General features: G+C 60.1%; 15 protein-coding genes. 12 read left to right on the top strand and 3 right to left on the bottom strand.

Going from position 1 to position 12,005, the window contains the following annotated elements; translation table 11 throughout:
- Window positions 1-3 precede the first annotated feature (3 nt).
- On the bottom strand, window positions 4-435 hold the full coding sequence (locus K0F86_RS24715; RefSeq protein ID WP_219136785.1) for a thioredoxin family protein: 432 nt from the start codon (window positions 433-435) through the stop codon (window positions 4-6).
- A gap of 277 nt (window positions 436-712) precedes the next feature.
- On the opposite strand from K0F86_RS24715, the gene K0F86_RS24710 reads away from it, so the two are divergent.
- A complete protein-coding gene (locus tag K0F86_RS24710) occupies window positions 713-1,630 on the top strand; it encodes a 23S rRNA (adenine(2030)-N(6))-methyltransferase RlmJ (protein WP_071076471.1) in 918 nt (305 codons plus the stop codon).
- A gap of 65 nt (window positions 1,631-1,695) precedes the next feature.
- Here the strand turns inward: K0F86_RS24710 and K0F86_RS24705 are convergent, their stop codons facing one another.
- Entirely contained in the window at window positions 1,696-2,445 is a 750-nt protein-coding gene (locus K0F86_RS24705; protein ID WP_219136784.1) for an SAM-dependent methyltransferase, read from the bottom strand.
- An 18-nt stretch (window positions 2,446-2,463) separates the two neighbouring features.
- Window positions 2,464-3,072 carry a Maf-like protein gene (locus K0F86_RS24700; protein ID WP_219136783.1) on the bottom strand — a complete coding sequence of 203 codons (609 nt, stop codon included), beginning with the start codon at window positions 3,070-3,072 and terminating at the stop codon, window positions 2,464-2,466.
- A 223-nt stretch (window positions 3,073-3,295) separates the two neighbouring features.
- Here K0F86_RS24700 and K0F86_RS24695 point away from each other — a divergent pair, with 223 nt between their 5' ends.
- The 11 genes from K0F86_RS24695 to K0F86_RS24645 all read left to right on the top strand — a co-directional run bounded on the left by K0F86_RS24695 (window position 3,296) and on the right by K0F86_RS24645 (window position 11,890).
- The gene (locus K0F86_RS24695; protein ID WP_219136782.1) at window positions 3,296-3,793 is read left to right on the top strand and encodes a DUF177 domain-containing protein; all 498 of its coding nucleotides are present in this window, start codon (window positions 3,296-3,298) and stop codon (window positions 3,791-3,793) included.
- Between the two features lie 312 nt (window positions 3,794-4,105).
- Window positions 4,106-4,288 (top strand): 50S ribosomal protein L32, encoded by a 183-nt coding sequence (gene rpmF, locus K0F86_RS24690; protein WP_010399517.1) that lies wholly within the window; start codon window positions 4,106-4,108, stop codon window positions 4,286-4,288.
- A 210-nt stretch (window positions 4,289-4,498) separates the two neighbouring features.
- Window positions 4,499-5,566: a phosphate acyltransferase PlsX gene (gene plsX / locus K0F86_RS24685; protein ID WP_099763130.1), complete on the top strand. Its 1,068-nt coding sequence runs from the start codon at window positions 4,499-4,501 to the stop codon at window positions 5,564-5,566.
- A gap of 15 nt (window positions 5,567-5,581) precedes the next feature.
- Window positions 5,582-6,580, top strand: coding sequence for a beta-ketoacyl-ACP synthase III (locus tag K0F86_RS24680; RefSeq protein ID WP_306823226.1), 999 nt, complete (start codon window positions 5,582-5,584; stop codon window positions 6,578-6,580).
- A gap of 138 nt (window positions 6,581-6,718) precedes the next feature.
- Complete coding sequence (gene fabD, locus K0F86_RS24675) at window positions 6,719-7,660, top strand: ACP S-malonyltransferase (RefSeq protein WP_219136781.1); 942 nt, start codon at window positions 6,719-6,721, stop codon at window positions 7,658-7,660.
- 53 nt (window positions 7,661-7,713) lie between these two features.
- Window positions 7,714-8,457 carry a 3-oxoacyl-ACP reductase FabG gene (gene fabG / locus K0F86_RS24670; protein WP_219136780.1) on the top strand — a complete coding sequence of 248 codons (744 nt, stop codon included), beginning with the start codon at window positions 7,714-7,716 and terminating at the stop codon, window positions 8,455-8,457.
- Between the two features lie 178 nt (window positions 8,458-8,635).
- Window positions 8,636-8,875, top strand: a complete 240-nt coding sequence (gene acpP, locus K0F86_RS24665) for an acyl carrier protein (RefSeq protein WP_008449912.1) — start codon at window positions 8,636-8,638, stop codon at window positions 8,873-8,875.
- Between the two features lie 29 nt (window positions 8,876-8,904).
- Window positions 8,905-10,155: a beta-ketoacyl-ACP synthase II gene (gene fabF / locus K0F86_RS24660; protein ID WP_219136779.1), complete on the top strand. Its 1,251-nt coding sequence runs from the start codon at window positions 8,905-8,907 to the stop codon at window positions 10,153-10,155.
- Window positions 10,156-10,285: 130 nt separating this feature from the next.
- Window positions 10,286-10,804 (top strand): hypothetical protein, encoded by a 519-nt coding sequence (locus tag K0F86_RS24655; RefSeq protein ID WP_219136778.1) that lies wholly within the window; start codon window positions 10,286-10,288, stop codon window positions 10,802-10,804.
- Between the two features lie 87 nt (window positions 10,805-10,891).
- Complete coding sequence (gene rpoE / locus K0F86_RS24650) at window positions 10,892-11,494, top strand: RNA polymerase sigma factor RpoE (RefSeq protein WP_081344518.1); 603 nt, start codon at window positions 10,892-10,894, stop codon at window positions 11,492-11,494.
- A gap of 72 nt (window positions 11,495-11,566) precedes the next feature.
- Window positions 11,567-11,890 carry a sigma-E factor negative regulatory protein gene (locus K0F86_RS24645; RefSeq protein ID WP_219136776.1) on the top strand — a complete coding sequence of 108 codons (324 nt, stop codon included), beginning with the start codon at window positions 11,567-11,569 and terminating at the stop codon, window positions 11,888-11,890.
- The last annotated feature ends 115 nt before the right edge of the window (window positions 11,891-12,005 follow it).

Below are 12,005 nucleotides of genomic sequence, written 5' to 3'. Positions count from 1 at the left end.
TGTTTACTGCGCCAGGGTGGCGGCCAGCAGGTGGCGCAGATTGCAATCGCGCTGCCAGTCGCGCCGCTCCTGCGTGCTGCCGGCCAGCGCCGCCAGTTCGTCCCCGCTGAGCGCTTGCTGCGCCTGCACCATGCGGTGCGCCAGGCCGCCGTCGGGCAGCACCGTGCCGAAAAAGGCGACATGGTCTTCGCGCTGGATCAGCAGCGTGGGGAAGTTGTCGATGTCGAGGTCGCCCACCACGTCGGCCTGGTCTTCGATGTCGATCCAGACGAAGAGCGTGTCCGGGTGGCGCGCGGCCAGTTCCTCGAACGTGGCGCGGTAGCTGCCGCAGGTGCCGCACCACAGCGCGCACAGGCAGGCCACCGTCCAGCGCGGGCCGGCCAGGGCTGCCGCGACGTCGGCGCGGTTATCGGTCGTGAGGGTCAGGCTGTGCATGGTCGTATGTATAGTAGGGCGGATGGGCGCGGGGCGCCCGATGCGCGTATTCTACCGCGCCCGGCCACGCCAGTCCCGAGAATGCATGGGCTTGTTTATCGGTGTTTTTTGATGCAATCGCCCTTTCTGGTGGATAATGCTGATAATTGCGCGCTGATTACGCTGGTCCATGCTGTTTCCTGGCCCCGCAGCCTGACCCCCTCCAGTCTGTTTTCATGCCCTGCCCGGTGTCAGCGCTCCCGCCTTTGTTTATTTTTATTATGGAATTAGCCAGCTTATGTTGAGTTACCGCCACGCCTTTCACGCGGGTAATCACGCCGATGTGTTGAAGCATTATGTGCAGATTCAGTTGTTGCAATATCTGAATCAAAAAGATACCGCCTATAGTTATATCGATACCCACTCCGGCGCGGGCGTGTATGCGCTCGACGGTGGTTATGCCGCGAAAAACGCGGAATACGAAACGGGCATCGCGCCCCTGTGGGACCGCACGGACTTGCCGGCCTCGCTGGCCGAGTACATGAAGCTGATCAAGGAAATGAATCCGAGTGGCAAGATGCGCTACTACCCGGGTTCGCCGTACTGCGCCGACAAGGTGAGCCGCGAGCAAGACCGTCTGCGCCTGTTCGAGCTGCATCCGGCCGATGCAAAAATTCTGGCTGACAACTTCCGCAAGGTCGAGGCGCATGCGCTGGCCCAGGGCGAGCGTCCTACCGTGCGCGGCAAGCGCGTGCTCATCACCAAGGCGGATGGCTTCCAGAGCCTGAAAGCCCTGCTGCCGCCGCCATCGCGCCGCGCGCTGGTGTTGATCGACCCGCCATATGAAGACAAGATGGATTACCGCAAGGTCAAGGACACCCTGGCCGACGCCCTCGTGCGCTTCCCGTCGGGCATCTACGCCGTCTGGTACCCGGTGCTGCAGCGCATGGAATCGCGCCAGTTCGCCGACAAGCTCAAGCAACTGCCCAGCTCGGACTGGCTGCACGTGACCTTGACGGTCAACACGCCGTCGCCGGACGGCTTCGGTTTGCACAGCAGTGGCATGTTCATCCTGAACCCGCCGTACACCCTGGAGCCGATGTTGCGCGAAGTCATGCCGTATCTGGTCAAAGTGCTGGGCCGCGACGATGGCGCCAAGTTTGTGTTGGAAACGGGCAAGGGCGGACAGAAAAATACCGGAACAAGAAGAGTGTAATCCTACTTGTCTTGGTAGGGCTGCAATAAAAAACGCCACGGGTAATTGCCCGTGGCGTTTGTCGTTTACTGTCCCAACAGCAAGAACACGGTCGGTTTCTTGTGGAAATCAGGCGCTTTGCCGGCGGCCAATTGTTTCTTCCACTGCGCGCCATTCCACGTCTGCACGCTTTCCGTGTCCAGGCTCAGGTCGGTGGCGACGCAGATCAGGGTCGACGGCGCGCATTGCGCCACCAGCGCTTCAAGCATGGCGGCGTTGCGGTACGGTGTTTCGATAAACAGCTGGGTCTGCTTTTCCGTGCGCGAACGCACTTCCAGTTCCTTGATGCGCTTGGCGCGCAGGGCCGCATCGGTGGGCAGGTAGCCGTTGAAGGCGAAGCTCTGGCCGTTCAAGCCGCTGGACATCACGGCCAGCAGGATCGACGACGGGCCCACCAGCGGGCGCACTTTGATGCCGTGCTGATGTGCCAGGCGCACCAGGTCGGCGCCGGGATCGGCCACGGCCGGCACGCCCGCTTCCGAGACGAGGCCCGCATCGCGGCCCGCCAGCAGCGGTGCCAGCAAGCCGGCCAGCGCTTGCGCCGGGGTATTCACGTTCAGTTCGGAAATCGTGATTTCCTGCAGCGGCCTGGCCAGCGGATGCTGGTTGCCGATCAATTTCAAAAAGGCGCGCGCCGTCTTGGCGTTTTCCGCGACGAAATAATCGAGTTGCGAGGTGATCTGGCGCACCTGCTCTGGAATGATGCGGGACAACGGGTCGATGGCGCCTTCGGACAGGCCGAGGTGGTTGGGGATCAGGTACAGGGTGCCGGTCATATTCTTCTTGTCGGTAAATTAAATGGTAAAAAACGTGACGCCCGCCTTGCGCAGCATGCTGGTGAGGGCGATCAGCGGCAAGCCGGTGAGGGCGGTGGGGTCAACGCTGTCGATGCGTTCGAGCAGGGCGATGCCCAGGCCCTCGTTCTTGGCGCTGCCGGCGCAATCGTACGGTTGCTCGATGCGCAGGTAGGCGTCCAGTTCGGCATCGGGCAAATCGCGCACGGTGACGAGGGTCTGGATATCTTCCACCTGCGCCACGGGCGGATTCTGACGGCCGTCGAGCAGGCACAGGGCCGTGTGGAACACGGTCTGGCGTCCGCGCATGGTTTGCAGTTGCAGCAGGGCGTAGTCATGGTTGCCCGGCTTGCCGATCTGCGCGCCATCCAGGGTGGCGACCTGGTCGGAGCCGATGACGAGGCTGCCAGGGTAGCGGTCGAGCACGGCCTGCGCCTTGGCCTGGGCCAGGCGCAGGGCCGTGGCGCTGGGGCTTTCACCGGGCAGGGGGCTTTCGTCGAGATCGGGCACGGCGACCTCGAAAGGCAGGCGCAGGCGTTGCAGCAATTCCTTGCGGTAGGTCGAACTCGATGCAAGAATCAAGCGCAAGGGGGCGGAAGTTGGTATCATTCGGTAGTGGATGGCGGCCGGCATGGCCGCGCTGGTCGGTGTCAGTGGAATTTCACATAAATTCCAGGGCACAGAACCCATAACTGAGGCTCCATGCGGCATGACGGTGTTGATGAAGTTGTCATGTTTATGGCAATGATTGCGTCAAAAAAGATGCTTAGCCTTTGACTCGGTGCTCAAAACCCTGTTATTATCGCAGGTTTTCCGGGGAAATTTTCTACCAATGAATGCTTTTGTGATCGACGCCTTTGATTTTTGTCGTATCAGCGGGAGCCGCGAGGGTGTAACTCCTGTCGCTGAAATGACCCGGTTGACCAAGGATTGTGCAGATGCTTCCGGCGATATCGCCTGGAAGGTCGTCGGCGGCACCAGCAAGCTGGGCTACCCACAACTGACCTTGTCGGTCAACGGCACCGTTCAGCTGGTTTGCCAGCGCTGCCTGACTCCGTATGCTTACGTAATTGATTCGACGACCACTCTGATGCTGGGCAAGGATGACGAGCAGGCGGACGAGATCGAAGAAATCATCAACGATGAATCGATCGACGTGATCGTCGGCAGCCGCAGCATGGATGCCGCGGCCCTGATCGAAGATGAAGCCTTGCTGGCCCTGCCGCAGGTACCCAAACACGACGTCTGCCCCGATACGGCGCAGCTCGATGCTCTCAAGACTGAAAAGCAGTCGCCGTTTGCGGCACTGAAGGACTTGAAGCCAGAATAAAGTAGTAAAAAGGAAGCTTTAAAAAACCGTAGCGAGCGGCCTGATATCGTCTTGAGTAGCGCAGGCGTACGAAGGTACGCTGAGCAACGCAAAGGCGATAGCGGGAGGCGCAGTAGGTTTTTGATGCTTCCTGTAAAAGACGTGTCAAACGCGTGTTGTAATCGAGTATGGCAAGTGTAGTGAAATGTAATTGTAATAAACGATGTCGGCCCGGGCTATTTTCGGGTAGTCTTTGCCGCTGGGATACTCGATTCGCATGTATTTGCCAATCGAATGTGCTAAAATTTTAGAACTTATGTATTAGGAGTCATCATGGCAGTTCAACAGAACAAGAAAACCCCTTCCAAGCGCGGCATGCACCGTTCGCACGACTTCCTGGTCGCGCCGCAATTGAGCGTCGAGCCAGTTACCGGCGAAACACACCTGCGTCACCATATCAGCCCTAACGGCTTCTATCGTGGCCGTAAAGTGTTGAAGACCAAAAACGACGAGTAATCGACGTTTTTGTTGGGTAAGATGAAAGCGGTGTTGCGTGGTTATTCGGCGTGGCGCCGCTTCTTCTTTTTTATCGGCTGCAATTCATCTTGCGCACCCGTCATTTTGAATCAAGCTTGCTCAGGCGGTGCATGACATGCTGCGCCCTGCATATGCTCCAGTCCGATTCACATCTTGCCGCACGCCCGCAGCGGTATTGAATCAACACAAATGACAATCAAAATTTCTATCGACTGCATGGGCGGAGATCATGGTCCCTCAGTCACTATCCCTGCAGCAATTTCCTTCGTAAAACATGAGCCTGAAGCCGAACTGATCCTTGTTGGATTGGAAGACGTGATTCGTGCCGAACTGAAAAAACATAAAGCCGACACGCATCCGCGCCTGTCGGTATTGCATGCCTCCGAACAAGTTACCATGGACGATCCCCTGGAAGTGGCCCTGCGCCGCAAGAAGGATTCCTCCATGCGCGTGGCCATCGAACAGGTCAAGAGCGGCGCGGCGCAAGCCTCCGTTTCCGCCGGTAATACGGCAGCCCTGATGGCCGTGTCGCGCTATGTCTTGAAAACCATGTCCGGCGTCGACCGCCCGGCCATCTGCAGCATCTTGCCGAATCAAAAGAACGGCCCCACCTACATGCTGGACCTGGGCGCGAATGTCGATTGCGAACCGCATCACTTGCACCAGTTCGCCATCATGGGTTCCGTGCTGGTTTCCGCCATGGAAGGCATCGCACGCCCGACGATCGGCTTGCTGAACGTGGGCACGGAAGATATCAAAGGCAATGAAGTGGTGAAGCTCACTTCGAAGCTGCTGCAGGCCGACCACGAACGTGGCGCGCTGAACTTCTACGGCAACGTGGAAGGCAACGATATCTTCAAGGGCACGACCGATATCGTCGTCTGCGACGGTTTTGTCGGCAATGTCACCCTGAAAGCCATCGAAGGCCTGGCGCGCCTCATGAAGGACGTGCTCACTACCGAATTCAAGCGCAACCCGATCACCATGCTGGGCGCGCTGATTGCCCGCGGGGCCCTGAAAGCCATCGGCAACCGTTTGAATCCATCGCGTTACAACGGCGCCAGCCTGCTGGGCTTGCGTGGCCTCGTCTTCAAGAGCCATGGCAGCGCCGATGCCTATTCGTTTGAATGGGCCTTGCGCCGCGCCTTTGATGCGGCAAAAAATGACGTGCAAGCACAGCTGGCCAGCCTGATCGCCGAGCTGATGCCGCGCACGCCAGTACCGGACGAACCTACTTCAACAAGCTCTACCATTTAGTGGACGGGTACTTGCATGACTGTTTTTAGCAAAATTTACAGCAAAATTATCGGCACCGGCAGCTACTTGCCGGAGAAGCGCGTCACCAACCAGGACTTGACCGAACAGCTCGCCGCCAAGGGCATCGAGACGTCGGATGAGTGGATCGTCTCGCGCAGCGGCATCTCGGCGCGCCATTACGCGGCACCGTCGCAAAACTCCTCGGACCTGGGCGTGGAAGCGGCCAAGAAGGCCCTGGAGATGGCGGGCCTGAGCGGCAACGACCTGGACCTGATCATCGTCGCCAGCTCGACCCCCGATTTCTTCGGCAGCTTCCCCAGCACCGCCTGCATCGTGCAGAGCAAGCTGGGTATCACGAATCACTGCGCCGCCGTCGACGTGCAAGCCGTCTGCAGCGGTTTCGTGTATGCAGTCGCCACCGCCGATAGTTTTATTCAGTCGGGCATGCACAAGAATGTGCTGGTGATTGGCGCCGAAGTGTTTTCGCGCATCCTCAATTTCGATGACCGTGGCACCTGCGTGCTGTTCGGTGACGGCGCCGGCGCCATCGTCATGACGGCCTCCACCGAGCCAGGCATCCTGGCCGCCAAGCTGCACGCGGACGGGCGCCACTCGAATATCCTCAGCGTGCCGGGCAGTGTGGCTGGCGGTGCGCTGGCCGGCAGTGCCTTCCTGTACATGGATGGCCCGGCCGTGTTCAAGCTGGCCGTGTCCGTGCTGGAAAAAGTCGCGCATGAAGCATTGGCGCACGCCAACATGACTTCGGACCAGATCGACTGGCTGATCCCGCACCAGGCGAACATCCGCATCATGAACAGCACGGCCAAGAAACTTGGCTTGCCGCTCAACAAGATGGTCGTCACCGTCGACCAGCATGGCAACACCTCGGCCGCCTCGATCCCGCTGGCGCTCGACATCGCCGTGCGCGACGGCCGAGTAAAAAAGGGCGACAACGTCATGATGGAAGGCGTGGGCGGCGGCTTTACCTGGGGCGCCGTGCTGGCAAGGATGTGATAGCCGAAGGCTGACTTCGGGGTCCGACCCGTCGGGGGAATGCATTTCAATGGAATGCATTCCGATCCCGCAGGGACGTACCCCAGCAGTTGCCTTTGGGTCTCTGATTCTCTAAATAGTAAAAAAAACGGAGTCGACATGACACAATTTGCTTTTGTTTTTCCAGGCCAAGGCTCGCAAGCGATTGCGATGCTCGACGGTTTCGCCGGCAACCCCGTGGTGGCGCAAACCGTGGCCGAAGCGTCGGATGCCCTGCAATTCGACCTGGGCAAGCTGATCGCCGAAGGTCCGAAGGAAGAACTGGACCTGACCACCAACACGCAACCGGTGATGCTGACGGCGGCCGTGGCCTTCTACCGCGCCTGGCTGGCGGCGGGCGGCCCCGTGCCGAACGTCGTGGCCGGCCATAGCCTCGGTGAATACTCGGCGCTGGTCGCCGCCGGCGTCATCTCGTTCAAGGATGCCGTGCCACTCGTGCGTTTCCGCGCGCAAGCGATGCAGGAAGCCGTGCCCGTGGGGCAGGGCACGATGGCTGTCGTGCTGGGCCTGTCGGATGACGACGTGCGCGCCGCCTGTGCGGAAGCGACGGCGGAAAACCCGGCCCTGGTGGTCGAGCCCGTCAATTTCAATGCGCCTGCGCAAGTGGTCATCGCCGGTCACACGGCTGCCGTCGAGCGCGCCTGCGAACTGGCCAAGGCCAAGGGCGCCAAGCGCGCCATGAAGCTGCCGGTCTCCGCGCCATTCCACTCGTCGCTGCTGAAGCCGGCTTCGGACCGTTTGCGTGAATACATGGCCAGCTTGAATTTCTCGGCACCGCAGATCGCCCTGATCAACAACGTCGACGTAGCCATCGTCAACGACGTCGCCGGTATCAAGGATGCGCTGGTGCGCCAGGCGGCCAGCCCCGTGCGCTGGGTGGAAACGATGCAGAAAGTGGCTCTTGAGGGCATCACGCAAGTGATCGAATGCGGTCCGGGCAAGGTCCTGATGGGCCTGGCCAAGCGCATCGATCCCGTGCTGGTGGGCGACGCCATCGTCGATCAGGCCTCGCTGGAACGCATTTTGACGCAGCTCAAATAAACAGCAAACGGCAGTGCAGCTGTGGCTGCCGTCAGCCATCTTTAAGGATACTCATGAATTTAGCAAATCAAGTCGTGCTGGTCACGGGCGCCTCGCGCGGCATCGGCCGCGCCATCGCCACCGAACTGGGCAAGCAAGGCGCCACCGTGGTTGGCACCGCCACCTCGGAAAGCGGCGCGCAAGCGATCACCGATTACCTGGCCGCCGAAGGCGTGGCGGGCAAGGGCCTGGTCCTGAACGTGACCGATGCGGCGCGCTGCGCGCAAGTCGTCGACGAAGTGCAGAAAACCTACGGCAGCCTGTCTATCCTCGTCAACAATGCGGGCATCACGCAAGACCAGCTGGCCATGCGCATGAAGGATGACGAGTGGGACAGCGTGATTTCCACCAACCTGTCGGCCGTCGGCCGCCTGTCGCGCGCCGTACTGCGCGGCATGATGAAAGCCAAGGCTGGGCGTATCATCAATATCACGTCGGTGGTGGCGTCGTCGGGCAATCCGGGGCAAATGAATTACGCGGCGGCCAAGGCCGGCGTGGAAGGCATGAGCCGTGCCCTGGCGCGCGAAATCGGCAGCCGCAACATTACCGTGAACTGCATCGCGCCGGGCTTCATCGATACCGACATGACCAAGGCCCTGAGCGAAGAGCAGCACGCGGCCCTGTTGACGCAAATTCCCCTGTCCCGCCTGGGCAAGCCGGAAGACGTGGCAGCGGCGGTGGCCTTTCTGGCCTCGCCGCAAGCGGCGTATATCACGGGCACGACCCTGCACGTGAACGGCGGAATGTACATGAATTGATGTGAAAGGTAGACAGGGCGGGCGTTTGTGGCATGATTCAACGGCCGTTTTTGTCTATAATCGCATCTTTTAGCAGCAGCTTCGGTCGAATTAGCAGCAGACACCGAAATTAGTATTCGGACGCGCAAACCTGATAAAATGCGCGCACTTTCCGTAACACACACTTTGGAGCCATAACATGTCGGATATCGAACAACGCGTTAAGAAAATCGTCGCTGAGCAACTGGGCGTTGCAGAAGCAGACATCAAAATCGAATCCTCCTTCGTCGACGATCTCGGCGCCGATTCCCTGGACACCGTGGAACTGGTCATGGCCCTGGAAGACGAATTCGAAATGGAAATCCCTGACGAACAAGCTGAAAAAATCACCACCGTGCAACAGGCGATCGACTACGCCACCGCACACGTCAAGGCCTAAGCCTGTTTGACCGACTTCAGGAGAATCGCTTGAGCCGTTCTAAAAACCGTCGTGTTGTTGTAACCGGCCTGGGCTGTGTTTCACCTGTCGGCAATACTATTGCCGAGGCGTGGAGCGCAATTACCGAAGGTAAATCCGGCATTGCCACGATTACCAAGTTTGATGCATTGCCCTTCACCACGCATTTTGCCGGTGAAGTCAAAGGTTTCAATATCGAAGAGTACATCTCCGGTAAGGAAGCCCGCCACATGGATACCTTTATCCATTACGGCATGGCTGCAGGCATCCAGGCGATGCAGGACTCCGGTCTGGAAGTGACCGAGGAAAACGCCGAGCGCATCGGTGTGATCATCGGTTCCGGTATCGGTGGCTTGCCGCTGATCGAGGAAACCAAATCCGAGTACGAAAAGCGCGGTCCGCGCCGTATCTCGCCATTTTTCGTGCCTGCCTCGATCATTAACATGATTTCTGGCAATCTTTCGATCAAATATGGTCTGAAGGGTCCGAACCTGGCGATCGTGACGGCGTGTACCACCGGTTTGCACAGCATCGGCGCTGCCGCGCGCATGATCGAGTACGGCGATGCCGACGTCATGATTGCCGGTGGTGCTGAATCGACCGTGTCGCCGCTGGGCCTGGGCGGTTTCGCCTCGGCACGTGCCTTGTCGACCCGCAACGACGATCCGGCAACGGCATCGCGTCCGTGGGATGCCGACCGCGACGGCTTCGTGCTGGGCGAGGGTGCTGGCGTCATGGTGCTGGAAGAGTATGAGCAAGCGGTGGCCCGTGGTGCCAAGATTTATGCCGAAGTGCATGGTTTCGGGATGAGCGCAGATGCTTATCACATGACCTCGCCGCTGGAAGATGGTAGCGGCGGCAGCAGATCGGTGATCGCGGCCCTCAACAACGCAGGTTTGAACCCGGATCAGATTCAGTACCTGAACGCGCACGGCACGTCGACCCCGCAAGGCGACGTGGCGGAAGTGATGGGCATCAAACGCACCTTCGGCGAGCATGCCAAGCATATGGTCGTCAACTCGACGAAGTCGATGACGGGCCATTTGCTGGGCGGCGCGGGCGGTCTGGAAGCGGTGTTTACGGTCCTGGCATTGCACCATCAGGTGTCGCCACCGACCATCAACATCTTCAACCAGGATCCTGCTTGCGATCTCGATTTCTGTGCCAACACGGCACGGGACATGAAGATCGATTACGCAGTGAAGAATTCGTTCGGCTTCGGCGGAACGAATGGCACGCTGATTTTCGGTAAAGCGAAATAAGCAGGAACTTTCAAGCGCTCACTACGGTCAAACCGTAGTGAGCGCTGATTCGGTGCCAACGTTCGTTGGTGCCTGAATTTGCCCGGCATGGTGCCGGCGCGCCTGATGTTTTTCCCTTTGAGTTGGCAATATGTCGATCGCGGTAGCGGCTGTCATTCGCACGCCTGTCTGTTTACGCCTGCTGCAAGCGGTACTGGGACTGTGCGCGGTGCTGGCCGCCTGGCCCCTGAGCGGCGCGTGGCACATTGCGGCCCTGTCTGGCTCTGGTTCCGGCCCCGGTCAGCTGGTGGGCGGCTATGCGCTGGGCTGGCCCGGTGCACTATCGAGTGCGGCTGGCGGCGTGTTTTTGCTGGCTTTGCTGCGCCAGCGCAGAAAGCCGCAGGTGCTTGATATTTCGCCGGTCGGCCAGTTGCGGCTGGCGGTATATCTGGAGCATGGCGGGGCGCCGTCCGGCGCGGCGCCGTTGGTGCCGCCGGTGCTGCGCCTGTTGCCGGGCTCGACCCTGTGGCCATCGCTGCTGGTGCTGTGCCTGGCCGATGCCGCGGGGCGACGCACGCAGGTGCTGGCGCAGCGTGGCAGCGCTTGCACCGCCTTCCGCCCGCTGGCCGTGGCGTGCCGGGCCATCGCGGCGCGCAGTGGGGAAGAATAAAAATGGGGCGAACACTGAACTTCTTGCAGCGGGCCAACTCTATATCCATACAGGCGCCCACGCTGCATGCGAACAGGGACATCGGGCGTGAGGACAGAGCGCGAGTATGATCAGTTACTGGTCGAGCGGGTGCAGGCTGGCGACAAACGGGCATTCGATGTGCTGGTATCGAAATATCAGCGCCGCTTGATGCGCCTGGTGTCGCGACTTGTGCATGACCCGGCGGAGGCCGAAGATGTGGTGCAGGAAACGTTTATCAAGGCCTATCGGGCGCTGCGCCATTTTCGCGGCGATGCCGCCTTTTATACCTGGTTGTATCGCATCGGCATCAATACGGCCAAGAATTATCTCGTCACGCAGGGGCGGCGTGCCGCCACGTCCAGCGATGCCGACGCCGAGCAGGCGGAGTCCTTCGATGACGGCAATAAATTGCGTGACAACAATACGCCCGAATCGGTGCTGGCCAGCAAGCAGATTGCAGCCACAGTCAACGCGGCCATGGAGGTGCTGCCCATCGAGCTGCGCACGGCCATCGTGCTGCGCGAGATCGAGGGCCTCAGCTATGAAGAGATTTCGGAGATCATGGCGTGCCCCATCGGCACCGTGCGCAGCCGCATTTTCCGCGCGCGCGAAGTGATCGCAGAGAAATTGAAACCGTTGTTGGATATGCCGATTGACAAGCGCTGGTAATCTGCGGAGTATGAGGTTGGCATGGCTGCGTCCGGTTTCCGCAACTATCCTCTTGAAATGGCAGGACCCATCATGGATACGCATACACGATTGCACGAGACGATTTCCGCCCTGGCCGATGGCGAGCTGGCGGCGAGCGAACTCGAACTGGCTTTTGCCGCCCTCGACACGGATGAGGGGCGGCAAGCCTGGGATGCCTATCGCCTGATCGGCGACGTGCTGCGCTCGGAGCAGTGCGGCCATGCCCTGAGTGCCCAATTCGACGCGTGCCTGGCCAGTCGGCTGGCCGCCGAGGCGGCGCCTGACGTGCCGGCTGTCCAGGCGGAGCCATTGCTGCCCATCGTGCCGCCGGGCGCCGCCGAGCCGCTGGAGGCGGGGCCGCTGGCGCAACGCTAGCGCGCGGCATCCGCGGCATCTTATGCCAGGCGGGTCTTGATACTTAGAGCCTATGCCAGTAGGGAGCGTCTTCTGCTGGCAGTTCATCAGGAGCGCGGACAAGGCGTGAGGAGGA

Origin of the sequence: Janthinobacterium sp. UMAB-60, from assembly GCF_900095235.1 — a bacterium.
Classification (GTDB): Bacteria; Pseudomonadota; Gammaproteobacteria; order Burkholderiales; family Burkholderiaceae_D; genus Janthinobacterium.
Note: the sequence above shows the minus strand (reverse complement) of the source record. Positions and strands in the feature narration are given on the sequence as shown.